Genomic DNA, 24284 nt, shown 5'->3' on the forward strand with positions numbered 1-24284 from the left:
ACCTACGCGGCCGCGGCGGAAAGCGCATGCGGGCGCAGTTGCGGCACCGCGCGCTCGACGGCAAGCGCGATGCGCGCGCGCAGCGCCGGGTTCGTGATGTCATATCGATCGAAATCGCTTTCGGACGCATACACGCCGATCGGCAGCGTGCGTGCCTGGAAGAAGCTGAACAGCGGTCGCAGCTGATGGTCGATCACGAGCGCATGACGCTCGCTGCCGCCGGTGGCGGCGAGCAGCACGGGCACGTCGACGAGCGCGTCGTGACGCACGAGATCGAACAGGTGCTTGAACAGGCCCGTGTACGACGCGCGATACACGGGGCTCGCAACGACGAGCGCATCGGCCGTCTCGATCGCGTGGATCAGCGCTTCGAGATCGGCCGGGACCTGCGCGCGCGTCAGCGCGCCGGCCAGCCGGCCGCCGATCTCGCCGAGTTCGATCAGCCGTGTATCGATCGGCAACGCGGCGCCGAGCGCCGCGACGATCGCGCCGATCAGCGCCAGCGTGCGTGACGGCCGTTGCAGGCCGCCCGATATCGCGACCACGTTGAGGGTGTGGCTCATCCGATGCGTTTCCGTTGTCGAGCCGCGTATCGATGCGGCGATACCGCTTCGGGTGAGCAAGGAGCGTGCCATTCACATGCGAGTGTGTCGGGACGATCATCTGCATCACGAAATTTCACGCGATCGCCCAACCGACAACGCATTCGCTCACATGCGCGATCGTGGTTAGCATTCCGACGCAGGTGTCACATCGATATTTCATGGCGTGATGAACCAGGAGAAGCAGTCTCGCTTGCGCGCTGCTGCTCAGGCAGCAGGGTGTCGTGCGCCATCGCGTCGAATACGCTGCATTGACAGCATGCCCCCCTCGCTCTCCCGCACCGTTTCACGCTGCGCGCCAATCGCGCTTTGGTTATCAGAAATCGATACTTTCAGCGCGCAGCGAAACGGTGAACACTCTGCTGACCACGCAGCAGCCGGACCACGGCACCCATCGACACGGGATCGCTTCCCTCGGCCATCCAACGGTTCACCGCCATGACATCCCATTCCGCATCGCCGCGCCCGCTCAACCTTCGCGTCGTCACCGCGCCCCGTGGCGCACCCGTGTTGACGTTGCCCGCGCGTCAGGCACCGATCCGCGCCCGTGCGCAGGTATTCGTCGATCCGCGTTCGGTCGCGCTGCTCGAACGGATTCGCCTCGTCGCGCCGAGCGACGCGAACGTGCTGATCGTCGGCGAGACGGGCACCGGCAAGGAACTGATCGCGCGCCACGCGCACAGCCTCAGCCACCGCAACAGCGGGCCGTTCGTCGCCGTGAACTGCGGCGCGTTCTCCGAAACGCTGGTCGAGAGCGAGCTGTTCGGCCACGAGAAAGGCGCGTTTACGGGCGCGTTCAGCGCGAAGCCGGGCTGGTTCGAAGCCGCCAACGGCGGCACGCTGTTTCTCGACGAGATCGGCGACCTGCCGCTGTCGATGCAGGTCAAGTTGCTGCGCGTGCTGCAGGAGCGCGAGGTCGTACGGCTCGGTTCGCGCACGGGCATACCGATCGACGTGCGCGTGGTCGCCGCAACCAACGTCGACCTGCAGCAGGCGGTCGCGACCGGGCATTTTCGCGGCGACCTGTTCTACCGGCTCAACGTCGTGCAGCTCGCGGTGCCGACGCTGCGCGAGCGGCCGGGCGACATCCTGCCGCTCGCGCGCCACTTCTTCGACGACTACCGCAGCCGCCTCGGCTACGGGCCGCGCAACATCGATCCGCGCGCCGAGCGACGGCTCGAGGCGCACAGCTGGCCCGGCAATATCCGCGAGCTGGAGAACGTGATTCATCATGCGCTGCTCGTGAGCCGCCACGAGTCGCTGCAAGACACCGACCTGCACATTTCATCGCCGTGCGTGCCGGCCGCCGGCCCACGTGCGCCGGATTCGTCCGCCGGTGCGCAGGACGCGCTCGAACGCGCGCTGCACGACCTGTTCGACGACGGGCACGGCAACCTGTTCGAACGCATCGAGGACACCGTGATGCGCGTCGCGTTCGAGTTCAGCCACCGCAACCAGATCCAGGCGGCACGGCTGCTCGGCATCAGCCGCAATGTGCTGCGCGCGCGGCTGATCCGCGCGAAGGAGATCGCGGCGGCGAAGTAGCCGCATCCGGCGCGGGCCGCCGCGCCGGCACCGCACGATCGCGCCCGCGATCCGTGCAACGACGACCCGACCTGATGTATCGTGGCGCGAAGTGCAGGCCCGACCGCGCCCCGTTCACCCGTCAGGAACCGTCGCCATGAAAAAGCTTGTGAACCGTCCGTCCGATGTCGTGCGAGAAATGCTGGAAGGCATCGCGCGGCAATCGCCGCATCTTGCGATCCTCGGCGACGAGCACGTGCTCGTCCGCCAGCCGCTGCCCGAGCCCGCGCAGCGGCCCGTCGCGATCCTCTCCGGCGGCGGCAGCGGCCACGAGCCCGCGCACGGCGGTTACGTCGGCGAAGGGATGCTGAGCGCGGCCGTCTGCGGCGAAGTATTCACGTCGCCGTCCACCGACGCCGTGCTCGCCGCGATCCGCGCGAGCGCCGGCCCGAACGGCGCGCTGCTGATCGTGAAGAACTACACGGGCGACCGGCTCAATTTCGGGCTCGCCGCCGAACTCGCGCGGGCCGAAGGCATTCCGGTCGAGACCGTGATCGTCGCCGACGACGTATCGCTGCGCGGCCGCGTCGAGCGCGGCCAGCGACGCGGGATCGCCGGTACCGTGCTGATCCACAAGCTCGCCGGCGCGGCCGCCGCGCGCGGGTTGCCGCTCTCCCGCGTCGCGGGAATCGCACGCGACGCGGCGGCCGAGCTCGGCACGATGGGCGTCGCGCTCGATGGCTGCACGATCCCGGGCGCCGACAAATCAGGCTTCACCCTCGCCGACGACGAGATCGAGCTCGGCCTCGGCATCCACGGCGAAAAAGGCGTCGAACGCCGCGCGCCGATGCCGGCCGACGCGCTGGTCGACACGCTGCTGTCGAGCATCGCCGCCGATCTCGTGCTCGACAGCGGCGAACGCGTCGCGCTGTTCGTCAACGGTCTCGGCGCGACGCCGGACATGGAGCTCGCGATCGTGCTGCGTACCGCGTACGACAACCTGAGCCGGCGCGGCATCGTCGTCGCGCGCGCGTGGGCCGGCACGTTCCTGTCGGCGCTGAACATGCCCGGCTGCTCGATTTCGGTGCTGCGGCTGAACGACGAACGTGCAGCGCTGCTCGACGCGCCGACGCAGGCGCGCGCATGGCCGGGCGGCGGCGCCGTGAATACGCGGATCCGCGTGGCCGCGGCCGATTCGCACGACGCGCCGCTGCCGCCGCTCGATGCAGCCGGCCGCGCCTGGGCCGCGCGACTGCAGCCTGCGCTGCACGCGGTCGCGCAGACCTTGATCGACCACGAACAGACGCTGACCGACCTCGATGCGGCGGCCGGCGACGGCGACCTCGGCGCGAGCATGCTGCGCGCCGCGCAGGCGATCCTCGAATTGCCAGAAACCGCGTACGGCACGCCGGCCGGTGCGCTCGCGGCACTCGGCGCCGCGTTGCGCCGTGCGATTGCAGGCAGTTCGGGGCCGTTCTATGCGACCGCGCTGCTGCGCGCGTCGCGCCGGCTGGCCGATATCGCGGAGCCGTCGGCGCGCGACTGGGCCGCGGCGTTCCGCGGCGCGGTGGATTCGATCAGCGAACTGGGTGGTGCGCATGCCGGCGACCGGACGATGCTCGATGCGCTGGTGCCGGCCGCCGATGCGTTCGACCGTGCGCTCGACCACGATCGCGATCCCGCAAGCGCATGGGCGGCGGCCGTGGAAGCCGCCGAACTGGGCGCACAGGAAACCGCGCACATGACGCCGCGCGCGGGGCGTGCGAGTTATCTCGGCGAGCGCGCGATCGGCACGCCGGATGGTGGTGCCGTGGCGGTGTCGTACTGGTTGCGCGCGTTGCAGCCGCACGTGCGGTAAACCGCGGCGCGTGCGATGCGGGCCGGCCACGCCGCCCGCATCACTCAGCCTGCCGTGCGCGTCGTCGTCCGCCCCGGCAACAGCGCGGCGGCAACCGCGGCCGCACCGAAACTCGCAAGCCAGCACCAGTAGCCGATCGCATCGAGATGCACGGGTTCGACGTCCCCGGCTTCGTTGACGAGGATCTGATGCTGCGTCAGGAAGCTCATCCCGAACAGCAGCGCCAGCACGGCGAGCACGACCGCCTGCGTGCGATACCGCTTCACCGTCAGCAACCAGGCCGCAAGCACGAGCGGATTCGCGAGCCACGCGTAGATACCGGCGAGCACGCCCATCCAGCCCGTCAGCAGCACCTGCCAGCCGTCGGCCCACGGATGCGGTTGCGGCGCGCCCGTGCGGAACGGCGCCGTGAACATCGCGACGAGATAGAGCAGCAGGCTGATCGCCAGCAACGTCGTGGCGGCGCGGCCCATCGGCGGGCGGACCGATTCAGGAGACGACGTCGTCGCGTTCATGACGCGTCACGCGTTGCGTTCAAACGCCCTCGACCAGCACCGCGCGATAGCGTGAGCCCTTGAAGCGGTGCTGGACGACGGCCTGGTATTCGGGGCCGTGGTACCACGCGTGCGCGGCTTCCTTCGACGGAAACTCGACGATCACGACACCCTCCGGCCCTTCGCCTTCCAGCGTTTCCTGCGGGCCATAAGCGGCGAGCACCTTGATCGGATGACCGGCCAGTGTCGCGCCGACCTTGCTCTGGTAGAGATCGAGTTCGTGCTGGTCCTGCGTGCTTTCCCGCGTAAAGACGATGTAGGTTGCCAAGATACGTACCCCTTCCTTGTGCGATGGGTGGGAGATCGGATGCACGCTGCCGTTCCGCCGGCTGCATGTGCCGTCCCGGGCATGGCGGTGTGCCGCGCGCCGGTCGTGAGAATTATAGGTGCCCGCCGGCGATTGCGCCGGCCGCCTATCCGCGCAGGATGCGCTGCGCCTTCAGGATCACCGGCGCGTCGACCATCTTCCCGTCGAGCGCGACCGCCGCGCCGCCGCTTGCGTCGACGGCTTCGAGCACGCGCCGCGCCCACGCCCGCTCCGCATCGGTCCATGCATACGCGCGATGCACCGCGTCGAGCTGCTTCGGATGAATGCACAGCTTGCCGCCGAAGCCGAAGCGCCGCGCGTAGCGCGCATGCCGTTCGATCGCATCGGCATCGTCGATGATCGTCGACACGCCGTCGACCGGCGGTGCGATGCCGGCGAGCCGCGAAGCCAGCACGATCCGCGAGCGAAACGCGTTCAACTCCTCCCCGTCGCCGTCGATCCCGAGGTCGACCTGAAAATCGAGCGTGCCGAAGGCCACACGCACGACGCGCGGCGACGTACAGACTTCATCGAGCCCGGCCATGCCGGTCGCCGTCTCGACGATCGGCAGCAGTTCGAGCGCGCGATGCGCGTGCGCGAGCACCGCATCGATCTGCGCGCGCGCGTCGCATTTCGGCAGCATCACGCCGGCCGTGCCCGGATGCGCGGCGATCGCCGCGATGTCGTCGGCAAACCATGCGGTGTCTGCCGCATTCACGCGCACCCACACGGGCCGCGCGGCATCGAGATGCGCGACGACCGCATCGCGCGCCGCCGCCTTGCCGTCCGGCGGCACCGCATCCTCGAGATCGACGATCACCGCGTCGGCGCCGGCCGCACGCGCCTTCTCGAAGCGCTCCGCGCGATTGCCGGGAACGAACAGCCACGAACGGGCGGATGCGGCCGTCATGCCGAACCCTCCGGAAACAGCGTGCCGAGCGCGTCGCGCGACGCGACCTGCCACGCGTCGGCCACGAGCCGCTCGACCTCGCCGGCCGATGCGGCGCCCGAGAACGCGGCGAGCGTGCGCACCTTCTGCGCGATCTCGTCGCGCGACAGCGTATTGCCGGGATCGCCCTTCGGCTCGTCGACACGGCCCGCGAACGTGCGGCCGTCGCGCGTCGTCACCGTCACCTTGCCGATCCAGCGCACCGGATACGCGCGATCGACCTCATCGTCGAACGCCATCGACACGCGGTCGCGGAACGCGGCGATATGCGCGGCAGCGTACTCGCGCTCGAATTCGTCGACACCGGCGTGCCCATGCCACGCGGCCAGCGCGAGCACGGTGCCCATGTTGAACTTCGCCTGATGCACGGTGCTCGGCACCGTGACCGCGCCGAGCACGTCGATCGCCCCCTGGTGCACGTGCGTGACGACCGCTTCGATGTCCGTCGCGGCAAGCCGCTCGCGCGCCATCACCGCGAGCAGCGCATCGGCGGCCGGATGCGTGTGGCGGCACGACGCGTGATACTTGAACGACGTTTCCGCCGTCGCCCAGCGTTCGCCGAGCCGGTCGGTCAGCCGCGCGGGTTCTGCATCGGTCGACATCCCGGCCGCCATCCCCTGTGCGCCTTCGAGAATCCGCGTCGCGCCGCGAAAGCCGTCGTGCGCGAGTTCGGCCGCCATCAGCCCGTTCGCGGCGGCCATCGCCGTATGCAGCTGCTTCGAATCGGCCGCGTCGCGCAGGAATTCCCACAGCCCGCTCGCCTGCGTGCCGGCCGATCCGAACGCATCAAGCATCCGTTCCGGCGACAACCCGAGCAGCCGCCCGGCCGTCGCGGCTGCCGCCACCGTGCCCGCGGTGCCGGTCGTATGGAACACCTTGTAGTGCGAACGCCCGAGAAACTCGCCGACGCGGATGCCGACTTCATACCCCACGACCACCGCCTCGATGAATGCGCGCCCGCTCGCGCCGCGTGCCTGCGCAAGCGCGAGCGCCACCGGAAACACGACGGTCGCCGGATGGAACACCGAACCGTTGTGCACGTCGTCCTGCTCGGCGAAATGCGACGCCGCGCCGTTCATCATCGCCGCGAAATACGGTGTCGCACGCGTGCGGTCGATCAGCACGTCGGCCGTGCCGGGCCCGCCGGGCGAGCCGCCCGCGCGGCGCGCGAACGCGGCGATCGTCTCGACCGGGCGCGCGCCCTTGCCGGCCAGCGCGGAGCCGAGCCAGTCGACATAAAGATTGACGGTGCGCGCGACGACGTCGGCAGGAATCGCGTCGAAGCGCAGTTGCGACGCGAAGGTCGCGAGCGTGAGGCCGGGAGCGGGAAGCATGCTCATCATCGTGGGTCGTGGAAGCAGAATCAGATCGTGCCGTTCGCGCGCAGCGCATCGATATGCGCGCGGTCGTAGCCGAGTTCGGCGAGGATCGCGTCGGTGTGCTGGCCGAGCGCCGGCACCGCGTCCATCCGCGGCTCGATGCCGTCGGGCAGCCCGGGCGGCAGCAGCGCGGGCATCGGGCCGGCCGCCGTGTCGACGCTGCGCCAGCGTTCGCGCGCCTTCAGTTGCGGGTGCCGCCACACGTCGTCGAGCGTGTTCATCTGCGCGTTCGCGATACCGGCCGCGTCGAGCCGCTGCATCACGTCCGCGGCCGTCAGCGTCGAGAATGCGTCGACGATCAGCGCATGCACCGCATCGCGCGCCGCATGGCGTTTCGAATTCGCGTTGAAGCGCGGATCGTCGGCGAGCGCGGGCTGGCGCAGCACCTGTGCGCAGAACAGCTTCCATTCGCGTTCGTTCTGCAGCCCGAGCATCACGGTCTTGCCGTCGCCGGCCGGGAACGGGCCGTACGGGCAGATCGTCGCGTGCGACGCGCCCGACGGCGCGGGCGGGCTCTGTCCGTCGATCGCGTAGTAGAGCGGGTAGCCCATCCACTCGACCATGCTCTCCAGCATCGACACGTCGATCCGGCATCCTTCACCGGTGCGGCCGCGCATCAGCAGCGCGCTCAGGATGTTCGTGTACGCATACATGCCGGCCGCGATGTCCGCGATCGAGCAGCCGGCCTTCGCCGGTTGCCCGGGCGCGCCGGTGATCGACAGGAACCCGGCTTCGCTCTGGATCAGCAGGTCGTAGGCCTTGCGGTCGCGATACGGACCGTCGTCGCCGTAGCCCGAGATGTCGCACACGATCAGGCGCGGATGCGCGTCCTTCAGCACGTCGTAGCCGAGGCCGAGGCGCTCGGCCGCGCCGGGCGCGAGATTCTGCACGAGCACGTCGGCATCCGCGAGCAGCGCGTTCAGCACGGCGGCCGCGTCGGGCTGCTTGACGTCGAGCGTCAGGCTCTCCTTCGAGCGGTTCACCCAGACGAAGTGCGACGACAATCCGTGCGCGCGTTCGTCGTAGCCGCGCGCGAAGTCGCCGCTGCCGGGCCGTTCGATCTTGATCACGCGCGCGCCGAGATCGGCGAGCTGGCGCGTGCAGAACGGTGCCGCGATCGCATGTTCGAGCGTGATCACCTTGATGCCGTCGAGGGGTCTCATCGTCGGCCTCCGTCAGAACGAGCGCGGCAGGTCGAGGATATGCTCCGCGACGTAAGCCAGGATCAGGTTGGTCGAGATCGGCGCGACCTGGTACAGCCGCGTCTCGCGGAACTTGCGCTCGACGTCGTATTCGCACGCGAAGCCGAAGCCGCCGTGAAACTGCAGGCACGCATTCGCGGCTTCCCACGACGCATCGGCCGCGAGCAGCTTCGCCATGTTCGCCTGCGCGCCGCACGGTTCGTGCGCATCGAATCGGCGCGCGGCGTCGAAGCGCATCAGGCTCGCGGCCTCGACGTTCACGAACGCGCGCGCGATCGGAAACTGCACGCCCTGGTTCTGCCCGATCGGGCGCCCGAACACGACACGCTCCTTCACGTACTGCGACACCTTGTCGATGAACCAGTAACCGTCGCCGACGCATTCGGCCGCGATCAGCGTGCGCTCCGCGTTCAGCCCGTCGAGGATGTACCGGAAGCCCTGCCCTTCCTCGCCGATCAGGTTCTCGGCGGGAATCTCGAGGTTGTCGAAGAACAGCTCGTTGGTCTCGTGGTTGACCATGTTCGGAATCGGCTGCACCGTCAGCCCGCGGCCGATGGCCTCGCGCAAATCGACGACGAAGATCGACATCCCTTCCGATTTCTTCTTCACGTCGGCGAGCGGCGTCGTGCGCGCGAGCAGGATCATCAGGTCCGAATGCTGCACGCGCGAGATCCACACCTTCTGCCCGTTGATCACGTAACGGTCGCCGCGTTTCTCGGCGGTCGTCTTGATCTTCGTCGTGTCGGTGCCGGTGGTCGGCTCGGTCACGCCCATCGACTGCAGGCGCAGTTCGCCGCTCGCGATCTTCGGCAGGTACGCGCGCTTCTGTTCAGCCGAGCCGTGGCGCAGCAGCGTGCCCATGTTGTACATCTGTCCGTGGCACGCGCCGGAGTTGCCGCCCGAGCGGTTGATCTCCTCCATGATGATCGATGCCTCGGTGAGCCCAAGGCCCGAGCCGCCGTATTCCTGCGGAATCAGCGCGGCGAGCCAGCCGGCCTTCGTCAATGCATCGACGAACGCGTCCGGATAATCGCGCGCTTCGTCGATCTTGCGGAAATACTCGCCGGGAAACTGGCTGCACAGGTCGCGCACCGCTTCGCGGATGTCCTGGTACTGATCTTGTTGCGTCGTCTGCATGGTCCGTTGTCGAAGAATGGAAGGGAACGCGGGGTGTGCGTTATGCGAGAGTCGCGGTGGCCTGCATCGTCAGCCAGTCGTCGCGATCCTTCGCCCACAGCTCGATCGTGCCGCCGTCGTCCGACGGCTTGCCGCACAGCGTGAACGGCTGCCCGTCGAAGGTCGGGCGCACCGCGCGGAACGCGAAGCTCGCGAGCGTCGCGTCGGGCCGTTCGCGATGCACGAGATCGACCAGCAGCGTCGCGATCAGCGGGCCGTGCACGACGAGCCCCGGATAACCCTCCTCCTGCGTCACGTAGCTGCGGTCGTAGTGGATACGGTGACCGTTGAAGGTCAGCGCCGAATAGCGGAACAGCATCACCGCGTCGGCGGTGACGGTGCGCGTCCACGTCTCGCCCGTGGGCGCCGCGACCGGCTTCGGCATCGGTGCTCCCGGCTGCGGGGCATCGCGATAGACGATGTCGTGCTCTTCCTCGACGCACAGCGCACCGTCGCACTCGATCCGGTGCTGCACCGTCACGAACACGAGCCGGCCGCTGCGGCCCGTCTTGTCCTCGATATTCGCGATCGTCGATTCGCGCGTCGCGCGCCGCCCCGCGCGCAGCGGCACATGGAACGTCAGCCGGCCGCCGGCCCACATGCGGCGCGGCAGCGGCACGGGCGGCAGGAAGCCGCCGCGCTTCGGGTGGCCGTCGGGGCCGACTTCGGCCAGCGGCGCGACGGGCAGGAAATAGAGCCAGTGCCACATCGGCGGCACGACATCGCCGGGCGACGCGCGGTCGAGCGTGGCGGCCAGCGCGTTCAGCGGGAACGCGGTGATGTCGTCGCCGAGCGTTTCGGTCTTGCCGAGCCACGCGTCGAGCGACGCGGCGGCGGTGGGTTGCGAGGATGAGGTCGACACGTGCGGAGTCTCCGGTGCGCTTGCAATGTCCCCAATATGCACGCCGCGCGCCGTTTCGCGAAGTCGGCTTTCCCGAACCGGGGCTTCGAATTTGCTTAACTGGCACGCGCTGCCCGGCCGGACGGATCTCGTCTGACCATTCAATATAGTCGCCGCGCCGGCCGCGCGCGGTTCGCGCACGCCAACCTTACAGTTTGACCATCCCCGGCACGCCGCCTAAATTGCTTCAGACGGGCCGGCCGCGCCGCGTGCGACGTGTCATCCGGGTGACAAAAACCGATAGTTTGCTATCGAATTGTTTTGCCCCTATCATCTCGCCCATGACCAATCTGCACGACCTCCGCCTCGCCGTCAGCAGCCTGCTCGTGCTGTCCGCGCGCAAGTGGCGCCGCACCAGTGACGGCGTGCTGAACGCGTACAACGTGTCCGAAGCCTGCGCGACGCCGCTCCTGATCGCCGGCCGCCTCGGCGAAGGCGTGCGGCAGGGCGCGCTCGCCGAACACGTCGGCATCGAAGGACCGTCGCTCGTGCGCCTGCTCGACCAGCTGTGCGCGGCCGGCCTGGCGCGCCGCGACGAGGATCCGCACGACCGCCGCGCGAAAACGATCTCGCTGACGGCCGCCGGCCGCGCGGTCACCGCGAAGATGGAGGAAGACCTGCGCACGCTGCGCGCGCAGGTGCTCAAGGGTGTCACGCGCGCCGATCTCGAAGCGACGCTGCGCGTGCTCGACGCGTTCAACGCATCCGAATCGCATGCGCCCGCGGCGGGCACGCCCCACTCCGGTCACACCGCGCCATGACCTATCCGAGCCTTCGCGACTGGCTGTTTTCGGGCAAGACGTTCGCCGCGTCGATGCTGGCGCTGTACCTCGGCCTGTATTTCCAGCTGCCGCGCCCGTACTGGGCGATGGCGAGCGTCTACATCGTGTCGAACCCGTTCGTCGGCGCGACGCGCTCGAAGGCGCTGTATCGCGCGCTCGGCACCGCGCTCGGCGCGGCCGCCGCGATCTTGTTCGTGCCGCCGTTCGTCGAGACGCCGCTGCTGTTCGCGATCATCGTCGCGACCTGGTGCGGCACGCTGCTCTACCTCGCGATCTCCGACCGCACCGCACGCAGCTACGTGTTCATGCTCGCCGGCTATACGATGCCGCTGGTCGCGCTGCCGACCGTGACCGATCCGTCCACGATCTTCGACGTCGCGATCGCGCGCACCGAGGAAATCGTGCTCGGCATCGTGTGCGCGAGCGTGGTCGGCAGCGCCATCTTCCCGAACCGGCTCGCGCCGATGCTGATCGAACGCACCGACGCGTGGTTCAAGGACGCCGCGTTCTACGGTCGCGAAACGCTGTCCGGGCAGATCGCCGGCAAGGCGCTGTCCGCGTGCCGGCAGCGCCTCGCGGCGACCATCACCGGCCTCGAATTCCTGCTGAGCCAGCTGGGTTACGACCATGCGCATCCGCGCATCCTCGCGCGTGCGCAGGCGCTCGCGGGCCGCATGCAGCTGTTCCTGCCGCTGATGTCGTCGCTCGCCGATCCGCTTATCGCGCTGATGCGCGACCTGCACGTGCGCCCGCCCGCGCTCGACGCGCTGCTGGCCGACGCCGCGAAGTGGTTCGACGCGCCGCTGCCGGCCGTGAAATCCGGCACCGAAGGCGACATGGCTCACGATCCGGTCGCGGACAACCTGCGCGAACGCATTGCCGCGCTGCAGCCGCCCGACAGCGCGCTGGCGAGCTGGGACGGCGCGCTGCTGTCGAATGCGCTGTGGCGGCTGCGCCAGGTGATCGACATCTGGCAGGACTGCCGCTCGCTGCGCGCGCTGATCGCGAACGAGGCCGGCGTCTGGCAGCCGCGCTACCGGCACTGGCGGCTCGGCGGCACCGAGCGCTTCTTCGATCGCGGGATGATGCTGTTCTCGACGCTGACCGTCATGCTCGCGATCGTGTTCGCGTGCTGGCTGTGGATCTCGTCCGGCTGGCACGACGGTGCGGCCGCCGTCACGCTCGTGGCCGTATCGTGCAGCTTCTTCGCCGCGCTCGACGAACCGGCGCCGCTGGTGTTCAAGTTCTTCCTCGCGACGACCGCGAGCGTCGTGTTCGCGGGCCTGTACCTGTTCGTCGTGCTGCCGCACGTGCACGATTTCGCGATGCTCGTGCTGATGTTCGCGGGCCCGTTCATCCTGATCGGCACGCTGCTGCCGCGCCCGCAGTTCAACATGGTGACGATGCTCGTCGCGGTAAACACGGCCACCTTCATCAGCATCCAGAGCGCGTACGAGGCCGACTTCTTCGTGTTCCTGAACAGCAACCTCGCGGGCGTCGCCGGGCTGCTGTTCGCCTATGTGTGGACGCGCGCGACGCGGCCGTTCGGCGCGGAACTCGCAGTGCGGCGCCTGTTGCGCTCGGGCTGGGAGGATGTCGCGCGCTCCGCGTCGACGCAGCCGCTCGACGATCAGCGCAACCATGCATCGCGGATGCTCGATCGCGTCACGCAGCTGCTGCCGCGCCTCGGTGCGTCCGACGACCACCGCCACCCGTCGATCGAAAGCTTCCGCGACCTGCGTATCGCGCTGAACGCGCTCGACCTGCGCCGCTCGCGCCGCCGGTTGTCGGGCGACGTGCCCGACGCGATCGACCGCGTGCTGGCCGGCGTGACCGACCACTACGCGCGCTGCGCGGCCGCGAACGCGCGCCAGCCCGCGCCGCCGGCGCTGCTCGCGACGATCGACGACGCGCTGCGCCGCGTGGCCGGCCGCACCCTGCCGCGCGCGGCGCCGGCCGACGACGGCACGACGCCCGCGGCACCAGCCACGCCCGCGACCCACCGCCGGCTGCGCGACACGCTGCACGCGCTCGTCGGCCTGCGCCTGTCGCTGTATCCGGCCTCGGCCGGGCAAGCGCCGCAGGCGCCGGACGGAGCACGCGCATGACCCGGCTTCCCAACCTGTCTTTCCGACCGCGACCATGATCGGCGAAATCGACATCTTCGGCGTGTTCGTGCCGGCTCCGCTCGTGCTGATGCTGATCGCGTACCTGATCAACATCGTCGTGCGCGCGGTGCTCGAACGCGTCGGCTTCTACCGCCTCGTCTGGCACCGTTCGATCTTCGACCTCGGCATCTATGTGTTCGTGCTTGCCGCCGTCGTGATCGTTTCCCACCATCTCGTGGCTACCTAACGTGAAAAAAACCTGGCTCTCGGCAGGGCAAATCCTGCTCACCCTGATCGTCGTCGTCGTGGCCGGCCTCGTGCTGTGGCGGATCATCAACTACTACATGTTCTCGCCGTGGACGCGCGACGGGCACGTGCGCGCCGACGTGATCCAGGTCGCGCCGGACGTGTCGGGCCTCATCACGTCGGTACAGGTCGACGACAACCAGGAGGTCAAGCGCGGCCAGGTGCTGTTCGTGATCGACCAGGCCCGCTACACGCTCGCGGAACGGCTCGCCGAAGCGACACTCGCGCAGCGCCGTGCGACGCTCGCACAGGCGAAGCGCGAATACGCGCGCAACCTGCAGCTCGGCAACCTGGTCGCGAGCGAACAGGTCGAGGAAAGCCGCACGCGCGTCGAACAGGGCGAGGCCGCCGTCGCCGATGCGCAGGTGTCGCTCGACACCGCGAAGCTGAACCTGCAGCGCACGACGATCGTGAGTCCCGTAGACGGCTACCTGAACGACCGCGCGCCGCGCGTCGGCGAATACGTGCCGGCCGGCCGCGCGGTGCTGTCGGTCGTCGACCGCAACTCGTTCCGCGTCGACGGCTACTTCGAGGAAACCAAGCTGCGCGGCATCCATATCGGCCAGCCCGTCGACATCATCGTGATGGGCGAGCCGCATACGCTGCGCGGCCATGTGCAGAGCATCGTCGCCGCGATCGAGGATCGCGACCGCACGCAGGGCGCGAACCTGCTGCCGAACGTGAACCCGGCGTTCAGCTGGGTGCGGCTCGCGCAGCGCGTGCCGGTGCGCGTCGTGCTCGACGAAGTACCCGACGATTTCCGGATGATCGCGGGCCGCACCGCGACCGTCTCGATGCGCGCATCCGACACGCGCCGCAACGACAACGCGAAGCCGGCTGCCGGCGCCAGCGCACCGTCGGCGGCCACGCCGGTCGCGACGGCTTCCGGGATGGCCGCCAGCGCGGCGGGAGCGTCGCAATGAAACAGCACGGTCTGCGCCTCGCGGCGGCGCTCGCGCCGCTTGCGCTCGCACTCGGCGCGTGCAAGTCCGTCGGCCCCGATTACGCGCTGCCGCAGCAGGCGTACGTCAATGCGCCGCTCGCGAACCATGCGCTCGACGACGCGAACGGCACGCTCGTCTCGCGCGACGCCGTGCCCGGCAACTGGTGGCAACTGTACGACGATCCCGTGCTCGACGAACTCGTGCGCGCCGCGCTGAAGTCGAACACCGACCTGCGCGTCGCTGCGGCCAACCTCGCGCGCTCGCGCGCGGCGCTGGAAGTCGCGAACCAGCAGGGCGGGTTCTCGGGCGGCGCGGATGCGGCCGTGCAGCGCGCGCAGGAATCGGCCGAGCAATACCTGCTCGAAAACAAGCTGCCGGTCGTCAACGAAGGCGCGGTCGGCATCAACGTGTCGTACGAGATCGACCTGTTCGGCAAGCTGCGGCGCGGCGTCGAAGCCGCGCGCGCGGACAGCGAGGCCGTCCAGGCGGCCGGCGACCTGGCGCGTATCACGGTCGTCGCCGACGTCGTGCGCGCGTACGTCGAATCGTGCTCGGCCGGCGACGAGCTGGCGGTCGCGAAACAGTCGCTCGCGCTGCAGAAGCAGCGCGTCGCGCTGTCGCAGCGGCTGCGCGATGCCGGGCGCGGCAACCAGACCGACGTGACGCGCGGCGTGACGCAGGTGCGCACGCTCGCCGCCGACATCCCGCGCTTCGAAGGTCGCCGCAAGGTCGCGCAATACCAGCTCGCCGCGCTGCTCGCGCGCTCGCCGGCCGACCTGCCGAAGGCCGTCGCCGAATGCGAACGCCTGCCGAAGCTGCGCCAGCCGATTCCGATCGGCGACGGCGCCGCGCTGCTGCGCCGCCGCCCCGACGTGCGCGAAGCCGAGCGGCAGCTCGCCGCCGCGACCGCACGGATCGGCGTCGCCACCGCCGCGCTGTACCCGTCGATCAGCATCGGTGCGTCGGCCGGCTCGGTCGGCGTCGCCGCCGACCTGTTCTCGTCGACCACGAATCGTTGGTCGTTCGGACCGCTGATCAGCTGGTCGTTCCCCGTCAACGGCCAGCGCGCACGCGTGCGCGAAGCCGAAGCGGCGACGGGCGGCGCGCTCGCGCACTTCGACGGCGTCGTGCTGAACGCGCTGCGCGAAACGCAGTCGAGCCTCGCGACCTATGCCGCCGACGTGCAGCGCACCGACGCGCTGCGCACGGCCTACGACTCGGCGCGCAATTCCGCCGACGAAACGCACCGCCTCTATGCGGCCGGCCGCGAATCGTTCATCTCCGATCTCGACGCGACACGCACGCTGACGAGCGTGCAGGCGCAGGTCGCCGCGGCCGAAGGGCAAGTCGCGGCCGACCAGGTGCGGCTGTTCCTCGCGCTTGGCGGCGGATGGGACAGCGACCACGCGGCGACCGCGCAGGACGGGCCCGACACCGCGCACGCCGCGCACACCGCTTCGGCACCCGCGGCGAACGAGTAATACCCCGGGCGTCATAGACTTCGGTATATAGCGCCAGCGTCGCAAAACGCCTTGTACAAAGGGGTTTTCGTGATTCGCACCATAGCATCCGGAGGGCGACGGACGCCCGCATTGGCGGTAAACTCGCCGATGCATTCCATTCATCTTTCGCTGCCGGTCCGGCAGCGACATCCACTCCGGAGATCCATCATGCGAACCAGCGCCCGCAACCATTTCGCCGGCCAGGTCGATGCCGTCAAGCCCGGTGCCGTCAACGACGAAATCACGCTTCGCACGCAGGACGGCCTCGACATCGTCGCCGTGATCACCCACGGCAGCGCGGCTTCGCTGGGCCTCGCGGCCGGCACGAAGGCGTTCGCGCTCGTCAAGGCGTCGTCGGTCATCGTGATGGTCGACGTCGACAGCAGCAAGGTGTCGGCCCGCAACTGCGTCGCGGGCACCGTATCGTCGGTCGTGAAGGGCGCGGTCAATTCGGAAATCGTGGTCAAGGCCGCGGGCGGCGCCGAGATCGTCGCGATCGTCACCAACGACAGCGTCGATCGTCTCGGCCTCGCGAGCGGCACGGCCGCGTCCGCGATCTTCAAGGCATCGAGCGTGATCGTCGGCGTCGAGTGATCGCGTGACGATCGCGATGGCGATCCGTTTTGCGCCGCGTATTCGCGCGGATCGTGCGGCCCGGCTGTCCTGCGGGTGCGCACGATGACGACCGAACCCGATCGCGCGAAACCGTCCTCGCATGACCGGGCGTTGCCGTCGCTGCTGCACGTGGCGGCCAACGCCGACACGCCCGACGCACGCCTGTTCGGCGCCCTCGTTGCGGCACGCGCGTGCCGCAACGAACTCGCGCTGCTCGGCCTGTCTCACGCGCAACTGGCCGGCCTGCTTGCCCGCCAGTTTCCGCGCCTGCCTTCCGCCGATGCCGTCGCACTCGTGTCGACGGTCGCGATCGCACTGCGGCCCTCCACCCACGCGGCATTCGTTGCGACGCTGCACGCGCGGCTGATGGACGACGCGAATCCCGCCGCCCCCCGCGACGACGCCGACTGTCTCGCGTCGATCATCGCGCATGCGTGCCTGCGCCCCGACCATCTGTGGCGCGACCTCGGACTCGACGGGCGCGACGCGGTATCGGCGATGCTCGATCGCTTTTTCCCCGTGCTCGCCGCGCGCAACGTCGCTCACCTGCGCTGGAAGAAATTCCTTGCACAGGAAGTGGCCGCATCGCTCGGCATGCCACCAGGGCCCGCACCCGGATGCCCCGGCTGCGAGGATTTCGGCTTCTGCTTCCCGCAAGCGCGATAACCGTCGCGGTAGCCTGCGCGGCCCATTCGTTTCAACTGGAATTCTTTCCGCACCCCGAACTCGATCCGGCGACGAGCCGGTTCAGTTGCTGCTTCCGGCTGGCGGATGTCGGCGCGTTCTTCGACGACGTGCTCGCGGCCGGCATTCCGGAGCAAGCAAGCGGCAGGCCGCGCGCGCACCGGCCGACACGCGAAGCCTGGGTCGGCACGATCGGCGCACTGATCGACCCGGACGGTGCGCTGATCCGGTTGATCCAGACGGAAGACCAGGGTCGCACCCGCTGTCGTTGTCGCGATCGAGCGGCGATGGAAACGGGCGGGCGCGCGATTCGACGCACGCCCCATAAACGGTCACCTTGCGACGCGCATCGCATGCGATGTGGCCGCCCGCCGTTCATCACGCAATCAATGTCGATGCCGGTGATGAATGTCCGGAAAATGCGCATGGCTGTGCGTGATCGGCAGATGCACGTGCGGATGCGTGTGCGGTTCGTCACCGTCGTACGCGAAGTCGTGCGTATGCTGGTGATGTTCGTCGTGCCGATGCCGGTGCGTGTGCTCGAGCCGCTCGTGCGCATGCGTGTGTTCGTGCCGTTCGCGCACGTGCAGCCAGATGCCGACCGCCATCAGCGCGGCGGCGATCCAGAACGTCGCCGGCGGCAGCGCGGGCCAGATCAGCAGCGACAGCACGACGCCGAACAGCGGCGCGATCGAGAAATACGCGCCGGTACGCGCGCTGCCGAGATGACGCAGCGCGACGACGAACAGCACGAGGCTGATCCCGTAGCCGCCGAGCCCCGTCAGCATCGCGGCAGCCGTGACCGGTACGGCGGGCAGCGTCGCTCCGGTCGCCAGCGCGATGCCGATGTTCACGGGTCCGGCGATCAGCCCTTTCACGCAGGCGATGACCATCGCGTCGTTCGCGGCAACCTTGCGGGTCAGGTTGTTGTCGATCGACCAGCACAGGCACGCGCCGACGATCAGCAGCGCGCCGACCGGCACGCCGGCCTGGCCCGGCGTCCACGACAGCAGCGTGCCGCCGGCGACGATCGCGACCATCCCGAGGAACACTTGCGAGTCCACGTTCTCGCGAAACACGACCCACGCGATGACGGCCGTCAGCACGCCTTCGAGATTGAGCAGCAACGCGCTCGTCGCCGCCGGCGTGCTCGACAGCCCGAGCATCAGCAAGGCCGGGCCGGCCACGCCGCCCGCCGCGATCGCGCCGGCCAGCCACGGCAGGTCGGCGCGCTGCAGCGGCGCGGCGGCCGCGGCCGGTGCGCGACGGTTGTGCAGCCCGCGCAGCAGGATCCCGATGCCGAGCCCGACACCGCTGCCGAGATAGAACAGGCCGGCGACCATGAACGGCGACATCGCACCGATCAGCGCCTTGGCGAGCGGTGTCGCGGCACCGAACAGCGCGGCAGCGGCGAGTGCGACGAAAATCGCGGAATGTCTCGGGTTCATGATCCGGTTTGAATTGATGTTGAAAAATGATGAACGTGGCTTCGGGTCGTATAGGGTCGGCGCGAGCGCCCTGCATCTTTCCAAATGAAAGCTGCATCGCAGTGGCCGACTTGCTCTCGGCCTGACGATCCCGGCGAGATTATCGCGCGTCATCGTGTCACGATGGCCGGACGACATCGTTCACATGCCAATCGGCGATCCCGATATCAATATTTTAGGAAACCGAATTATTTGATTGGAGCATTACTGCATTCAGGCATGCTTGTTATTCATACGCACACAGGAACGTCGAAGCATCGTGCAGACAGCACTCGTTGACGGGCCTGTTTCGTCCGGTCGCGTTGTCGGTCTGATGCTGGATGGATGCGTGCCGGCAGTCGAGCGCCGGGGAGGCAGTCCTGACCTGCCTCGAGCGAGGCAGGTCAGTCTGTCGTGTCATGCGCCGCATGCGGCATGCATGCGAATGAGCGCCATGCAGTCGCACGGCGGCGCGGCATGTGTTACTCGTTTCCGGCCGTTTGCTGCTCGACCTGCGGCGCGGCGTGGGTCTGCGCTTCCGCGTTCGCCGGTTGCGGCGCGACGGCGGCGGTGTCGGTTTGCGCTTCCGGGTTCGCCGATTGCGACGCGACGGCGGCGGTCTGCGCTTCCGGGTTCGCCGGTTGCGACGCGACGGCGGCGGCGGCCGCGGAGTCTGTCTGCGCTTCCGCTTCCGCCGGTTGCGGCGCGGCAGCGGCCTCGGCCTGCTGCTCGGCCTTAGGCGGCTGCTGCGCGCCCTTGGCCGATTGCGCCGCACCCTTGCCGGGGCGGCGTGCCTTCAGCCGGCGCGCACGCGCTGCGTCGTCATGCGTCACGCGCCCTGCTTCGTTGCCTTGCAGATCGACCCGCACCGCGTCTTCGACGAGGCAGGACCAGTAGCGGTTGCCACGGCACCACGTCGACATCGCTTCGCGCAGTTCAGCTTCGTTGAGGCCCACCGACTGTGCCTCGCGTGCGAGGTCGTCCCAAATGCCGACCTTGAGCGGCACTTTGGGGGCCGGATTCTTCGGGAACGCGCGCGGAAACTTCCGCTGCAGTTTGCCGATCGCGACGATGACCGGATCGACCGGCGCCGACGGCTTCGCCGCAGCGGGTTTCGCGCGATGCGATGCTTTCGCGCCGGCACCCGGTTTGGCGCCGCGGGGCGGCTGGTCGCCACCGGACTTCGGCTTCGCGCCGGCGTCCGTCGGCGCTGCCGGCCGCTTCGCGTTGCGATCCTGCTTGGCCTTCGCTGCGAGCTGCGCCCGCAATTCGGCAAGTTGTTCAAAACCCATAAATTCAATCCACCAGGAATATAAGGTGTGGTTCGTGCGGCCATTCCGCGCGGCGCAACCGCTTCGCCGCCATGCATGCGCCCCGTCCGCCTCCGATGCGGAACACTGCGGGGCCGCATCGTGCACGCCACTCTGTTTTCAGGCACCCGGCCACGATGCCGGACAAGGCAGGAGTGGAAGTATACCGGTACGCGCGGCAGCCGGCTGACTCGCCGGTCTGCAATTGCCCGATCCGGGGGCCCGGAAATGCGTCCGCGCGGTCGTGTTGCGCATTATATGGATACGCTCCCGGATGTCACGTGGCTCACCGCCGTCACCGAAAATCGGGCCAGTCTCGTGCGACACGATCTGCCCGGCTTCGGCGCTTGCCGACACCCGCCGTGCGGCATTCCGCCCGACAAAGGCGGGGACGATCGCGTCGCCCGAGTGCGGTGACGAACATGCCAACGATCCCGGTTCGCGAGCGACGCACCGCATGCGGCGATGGATCGGCGCAACGTCTTTGCGACACGCCCGTACGCCCATCGATTACACCGGCACCCGGCCCCGATTCGTTGCGCTCGCATCGATCGCGTGGCGGACGAGGATGCCGGAAAATGCGTAGTATGGCCGGATCAACGTCGTCGGCAGCATACCTCGGCCCGTCTCGCTGCGCACCCGGTCAGCTGGCGGCGTCCCTCTTGCCTGCGAAAAGAACCGGTTATACGAAACGGAGCGGATTCATGGTTCCCCAACACGAGATTCTCCACGACGGCATCACGCGCGAGGAGATTCACCATCGACAGATCGACATGCGCGGCTACCGACGCAGCGACGGCCTGTTCGAAGTGACGGCCTGTCTCGCGGATCGCAAGACAAGCGATTTCACGCCGCCGGGCGGCACGCGGACGGCCGCGGCACTGTCGCCGATCCACGACCTCGGCGTGACGCTGGTCTTCGACGTCGACATGGTCGTCCGCGCCGTATCCACCTTCATCAAGTCGCACCCGTATGCGCAGTGCCCGGGCGGCGGCGACTCGCTGCAGGCGCTCGTCGGGCTGACCATCGGTGCCGGCTGGAACAGCGAGATCCGCAAGCGCCTGCCGTCCTGCGATACGTGCACACACCTGAAGGAATTGCTCGGCCCGGTCGCCACCACGGCCTATCAGACGATGGTCGGCATCCGGCCGTCGTCGCTCGACTACCGCGACAGCGAAGGAAAGCCGCTCAAGATCGACAGTTGCCATGCATATGGTGCATCGCGCGATCTCGTGAAGCGTCTTTGGCCCGAATACCATCAGCCTTCGGCGCCGGCACAAGGCAGCTAAGGACTCGGCATTCGGCCGGTCCGGTGTCTGCAGGAACGTGTGAGTTGTGTGCACAAACGGCCGCAGCCCTCGTCTCGCGTCGACCGGTTGCCGCTGACGCCACACCGGACGTCAGAACACGCCCAGCGCGAGTCCTGCGGCCAGGCCCGCACCGAGTTCGGCGCAACGCGCGAGGTCATCGGTATCGATCGTCTTCGGTGCGAGGATGCGCTCCGGCGTCTGCGCGTGAGTACAGACGATCAGGCCGGGCGCCACGTTCTTCAGTCGCCATCCGGTCGCGATCCGGTCGATCTGCCGCAACGCGTTCTGTCCGTCGCTACCCGCGCAGATCATGGCCGCATACGGGCGGCCGTTCACACGATCGAGCGCCGCGTAATAACAGCGATCGAAAAAGTCCTTCATCAGCCCGGACATCGCCGCGAGATTCTCGGGCGTCGCAAACAGGTAGGCATCGGCGACCAGCACGTCGGCGGCGCTCGTCGCGTCCGCGCGCTGTAGCCTGACGTCGACACCGGGTTGCTCACGCGCCGCGCCGGCAGCCGCTTCGGCCATCTGCTGCGTGCCTCCGGTCATCGTGTGATAGACGATCAACAGCGTCTTCATTCGTAGTCGCTCGCGTTCGGCGTCAGGTACGGCGGCGGCGGCCGGTATCTGCTGGATGGCTATTCGTCACGTGTCGAGGCGGTTCTGCGTTCACTTGTGCGGATCGGCGGGTTGGCACGCACGTCGGCTCGTCGGCTCGTCGGCTCGTCGGCTCGTCGGCTCGTCGGCTCGTCGGCTCGTCGGCGCGAAGCGCGCATCGATCGTACGCATGGCTCCGGCTTCGATTCGCGCATGATCTTCCGCGGTAAACGGTCAGCCTGGCGTGGCGCGTGATGCGTCGCCGTCGTCCGACCGCGCGTAGTACGCGAGAAACATGTCGGCAGCGGAGTGCGCAACTTTCTGCTGCTCCGGCGCCGTGAGCGGCGGCTGGCCCATCGTTATCTGCGGCCAGAATGCGAATGCCTTCACGACGCCATGCAACTGATGCGCGGCAAACACCGGATCGGTGACCGACAGGCGGCCGGCGGCCGCGGCCGCCCGCAACCAGACCGTCACGTCTTCCTCGCGCTCGCCGAGACGCTCGACCATGTCGCGCGCGCGTTCCGGCGAATGAATGGCCGCCCCGATCGCGACGCGCGCGAGTGCGAGAAATGACTCGTCGCTCATCAGGCGCAATTTGCGGTCCAGCAACGCGAGCAGTTGCTCGCGCAGCGGCACGTCGGCGCGATAGGTCGGCGAACTGCCGGTCCGGGTCGCATCCCACAGCTTGTGCAGGATCGCGGCGAACAACGTTTCCTTGCCCGGAAAGTGGTTGTAGACCGTGCGCTTCGACACGTCCGCACGCGCGGCGATGCGATCCATGCTGGTCGCGTCATAGCCGGCCGCGAGAAATTCCTCGATGGCCGCATCGACGATGGCCGCGCGCTTTCGATCGGTCAGCCGCTGAGGGGGAGTGCTGGTATCCATACGGAAATTTTACACCGGGCAGTTTACTTATCCTAAAAATAAACTACACTGTTTAGTGTACTTTATTCTCCGGACGAACCGACATGGCATCGCCTCTCGTTTTGATTCACCGCATTCTGGGTTTTGCGGCCGCCAGGCGCGGCCGCACGCTGTCCAGCGATTCGCCGCAGCACAATGGCGAGCGCTTCAGCAATGTCGCGCCGCGTCCGGTCGAAGGGTTCGGCAAGACGCTCGGGATCGCCTGGAACATGCTGGTCAACAAGCCGCGCAATACCGCGCCGGCAGGCGCGCTGCCCGTCGATTCGCTGACCCGCGCGGAACTCGACGCGGCCCCTGATCGCAGCCTGTACCGACTTGGCCATTCGACGCTGCTGCTCAAGCTGCGCGGCGAATTCTGGCTGACCGATCCCGTGTTCGCCGAACGCGCATCGCCGTTTCGACGCGTCGGCCCCAAGCGCTTCCATGCGCCGCCGATCGCACTTGAAGATCTTCCGCCGTTGCGCGGCGTGATCCTGTCGCACGATCACTACGATCACCTCGACCGCGATACGGTGCTCGCACTCGCGGCAACCACCGGCGTGTTCGTGACAACGTTGGGCGTCGGCGATCGCCTGATCGAATGGGGTATCGACGCGACGAAGGTCCGTCAGCTCGACTGGTGGCAGAGTGTCGACGTGGCCGGCCTGACGTTGACCGCGACACCCGCGCAGCACTTCTCCGGGCGCAGCCTGTTCGACGGCAACAGCACGCTGTGGGCGTCGTGGGTCATCGTCGACGACGACCTGCGCGTGTTCTTCAGCGGCGACACCGGCTACTTCGACGGGTTCCGGACGATCGGCGAGCGCCTCGGGCCGTTCGACGTGACGCTGATCGAAACGGGCGCATACGATGCGCAATGGCCGTACGTGCACATGCAGCCGGAAGAAACCGTGCAGGCACACATCGATTTGCGCGGACGCTGGCTGATCCCGATCCACAACGGCACATTCGATCTCGCGATGCATCGCTGGCAGGAGCCGTTCGAGCGCGTCACGGCGCTGTCGATCGTGCGCGGCGTCGAGCTGTCGACGCCCAGGATGGGCGAGCGGCTCAATCTCGACGCACCGCATCGCGGCGAGCGTTGGTGGCGCACGGTAGACGAACGCGCGACGACGCCGGCAACGAAATCACGCCGCTGGCAGCTCTGCGCGACGCAGGCGACGAAGTAACAGGTTCACCGTTCGTGGCGCACTCCTTCCGGGAGCGCGGCAATGCCGCGATTCCGGAAGAGACGTTACCGGGGCACCTGCACGTCGGCGGCGTGCCTGAAGACACGAT

23 protein-coding genes and 1 pseudogene are annotated in these 24284 nt (G+C 68.4%); 12 read left to right on the forward strand and 12 right to left on the reverse strand.

Translation table 11 applies throughout. The annotated features are described in order from the left end of the window. Positions 1-2: 2 nt before the first annotated feature. A complete protein-coding gene (msuE, locus tag VL15_RS00570; RefSeq protein ID WP_048242528.1) occupies positions 3-563 on the reverse strand; it encodes an FMN reductase in 561 nt (186 codons plus the stop codon). Between the two features lie 477 nt (positions 564-1040). Here msuE and VL15_RS00575 point away from each other — a divergent pair, with 477 nt between their 5' ends. Both VL15_RS00575 and VL15_RS00580 read left to right on the forward strand, forming a co-directional pair. Beyond that, positions 1041-2147: a sigma-54 interaction domain-containing protein gene (locus VL15_RS00575; RefSeq protein WP_048242529.1), complete on the forward strand. Its 1107-nt coding sequence runs from the start codon at positions 1041-1043 to the stop codon at positions 2145-2147. A gap of 136 nt (positions 2148-2283) precedes the next feature. After that, complete coding sequence (locus tag VL15_RS00580) at positions 2284-3984, forward strand: dihydroxyacetone kinase family protein (protein ID WP_048242530.1); 1701 nt, start codon at positions 2284-2286, stop codon at positions 3982-3984. Between the two features lie 44 nt (positions 3985-4028). Here VL15_RS00580 and VL15_RS39015 read toward each other — a convergent pair whose 3' ends face one another. The 7 genes from VL15_RS39015 to VL15_RS00615 form a co-directional block, all read right to left on the reverse strand. Next, entirely contained in the window at positions 4029-4499 is a 471-nt protein-coding gene (locus tag VL15_RS39015; RefSeq protein ID WP_053077559.1) for a hypothetical protein, read from the reverse strand. Between the two features lie 19 nt (positions 4500-4518). Next, entirely contained in the window at positions 4519-4806 is a 288-nt protein-coding gene (locus VL15_RS00590; protein ID WP_048242531.1) for a DUF1330 domain-containing protein, read from the reverse strand. Positions 4807-4951: 145 nt separating this feature from the next. Next, positions 4952-5755, reverse strand: a complete 804-nt coding sequence (locus VL15_RS00595) for an HpcH/HpaI aldolase/citrate lyase family protein (protein WP_048242532.1) — start codon at positions 5753-5755, stop codon at positions 4952-4954. Further along, positions 5752-7128, reverse strand: a complete 1377-nt coding sequence (locus VL15_RS00600; protein WP_048242589.1) for an MmgE/PrpD family protein — start codon at positions 7126-7128, stop codon at positions 5752-5754. The genes VL15_RS00595 and VL15_RS00600 overlap by 4 nt, the downstream gene beginning before the upstream one ends. 29 nt (positions 7129-7157) lie before the next feature. Further along, complete coding sequence (locus VL15_RS00605) at positions 7158-8336, reverse strand: CaiB/BaiF CoA transferase family protein (RefSeq protein ID WP_048242533.1); 1179 nt, start codon at positions 8334-8336, stop codon at positions 7158-7160. Between the two features lie 12 nt (positions 8337-8348). After that, positions 8349-9512 carry an acyl-CoA dehydrogenase family protein gene (locus VL15_RS00610; protein ID WP_048242534.1) on the reverse strand — a complete coding sequence of 388 codons (1164 nt, stop codon included), beginning with the start codon at positions 9510-9512 and terminating at the stop codon, positions 8349-8351. Between the two features lie 40 nt (positions 9513-9552). Beyond that, the gene (locus tag VL15_RS00615) at positions 9553-10413 is read right to left on the reverse strand and encodes an FAS1-like dehydratase domain-containing protein (protein WP_048242535.1); all 861 of its coding nucleotides are present in this window, start codon (positions 10411-10413) and stop codon (positions 9553-9555) included. A 320-nt stretch (positions 10414-10733) separates the two neighbouring features. On the opposite strand from VL15_RS00615, the gene VL15_RS00620 reads away from it, so the two are divergent. The 8 genes and pseudogenes from VL15_RS00620 to VL15_RS43025 all read left to right on the forward strand — a co-directional run. Further along, complete coding sequence (locus VL15_RS00620) at positions 10734-11213, forward strand: MarR family winged helix-turn-helix transcriptional regulator (RefSeq protein WP_048242536.1); 480 nt, start codon at positions 10734-10736, stop codon at positions 11211-11213. Continuing rightward, entirely contained in the window at positions 11210-13342 is a 2133-nt protein-coding gene (locus VL15_RS00625) for an FUSC family protein (protein WP_048242537.1), read from the forward strand. Before VL15_RS00620 ends, VL15_RS00625 begins: the two co-directional genes overlap by 4 nt. A gap of 34 nt (positions 13343-13376) precedes the next feature. Further along, a complete protein-coding gene (locus tag VL15_RS00630) occupies positions 13377-13589 on the forward strand; it encodes a DUF1656 domain-containing protein (RefSeq protein ID WP_039369242.1) in 213 nt (70 codons plus the stop codon). 1 nt (position 13590) lies between these two features. Continuing rightward, positions 13591-14571: an HlyD family secretion protein gene (locus tag VL15_RS00635; RefSeq protein ID WP_048242538.1), complete on the forward strand. Its 981-nt coding sequence runs from the start codon at positions 13591-13593 to the stop codon at positions 14569-14571. Next, entirely contained in the window at positions 14568-16073 is a 1506-nt protein-coding gene (locus tag VL15_RS00640) for an efflux transporter outer membrane subunit (RefSeq protein ID WP_048242539.1), read from the forward strand. Before VL15_RS00635 ends, VL15_RS00640 begins: the two co-directional genes overlap by 4 nt. 189 nt (positions 16074-16262) lie before the next feature. After that, positions 16263-16688 carry a TOBE domain-containing protein gene (locus tag VL15_RS00645; protein ID WP_048242540.1) on the forward strand — a complete coding sequence of 142 codons (426 nt, stop codon included), beginning with the start codon at positions 16263-16265 and terminating at the stop codon, positions 16686-16688. 84 nt (positions 16689-16772) lie between these two features. Then, on the forward strand, positions 16773-17375 hold the full coding sequence (locus tag VL15_RS00650) for a nitrogen fixation protein NifQ (protein WP_048242590.1): 603 nt from the start codon (positions 16773-16775) through the stop codon (positions 17373-17375). Positions 17376-17410: 35 nt separating this feature from the next. Beyond that, a pseudogene (locus VL15_RS43025) lies at positions 17411-17632 on the forward strand (bleomycin resistance protein); the annotation flags it as partial. Positions 17633-17779: 147 nt separating this feature from the next. Here the strand turns inward: VL15_RS43025 and VL15_RS00655 are convergent. Continuing rightward, the gene (locus VL15_RS00655; protein WP_048242541.1) at positions 17780-18841 is read right to left on the reverse strand and encodes a DMT family transporter; all 1062 of its coding nucleotides are present in this window, start codon (positions 18839-18841) and stop codon (positions 17780-17782) included. A 500-nt stretch (positions 18842-19341) separates the two neighbouring features. Beyond that, positions 19342-20151 carry a ProQ/FinO family protein gene (locus VL15_RS00660; protein WP_048242542.1) on the reverse strand — a complete coding sequence of 270 codons (810 nt, stop codon included), beginning with the start codon at positions 20149-20151 and terminating at the stop codon, positions 19342-19344. 722 nt (positions 20152-20873) lie between these two features. Between VL15_RS00660 and VL15_RS00665 the strand changes: the two genes are divergently transcribed. Continuing rightward, a complete protein-coding gene (locus VL15_RS00665; protein ID WP_048242543.1) occupies positions 20874-21458 on the forward strand; it encodes a DUF2889 domain-containing protein in 585 nt (194 codons plus the stop codon). Positions 21459-21569: 111 nt separating this feature from the next. Here VL15_RS00665 and VL15_RS00670 read toward each other — a convergent pair whose 3' ends face one another. Beyond that, positions 21570-22061: a flavodoxin family protein gene (locus VL15_RS00670; RefSeq protein WP_048242544.1), complete on the reverse strand. Its 492-nt coding sequence runs from the start codon at positions 22059-22061 to the stop codon at positions 21570-21572. A 252-nt stretch (positions 22062-22313) separates the two neighbouring features. Continuing rightward, complete coding sequence (locus VL15_RS00675) at positions 22314-22967, reverse strand: TetR/AcrR family transcriptional regulator (protein WP_048242545.1); 654 nt, start codon at positions 22965-22967, stop codon at positions 22314-22316. Between the two features lie 83 nt (positions 22968-23050). Between VL15_RS00675 and VL15_RS00680 the strand changes: the two genes are divergently transcribed. Continuing rightward, positions 23051-24175 carry an MBL fold metallo-hydrolase gene (locus VL15_RS00680; RefSeq protein WP_048242546.1) on the forward strand — a complete coding sequence of 375 codons (1125 nt, stop codon included), beginning with the start codon at positions 23051-23053 and terminating at the stop codon, positions 24173-24175. Positions 24176-24284: the final 109 nt, after the last annotated feature.

Source organism: Burkholderia cepacia (genome assembly GCF_001039005.1).
Taxonomy (GTDB): Bacteria; Pseudomonadota; Gammaproteobacteria; order Burkholderiales; family Burkholderiaceae; genus Burkholderia; species Burkholderia theae.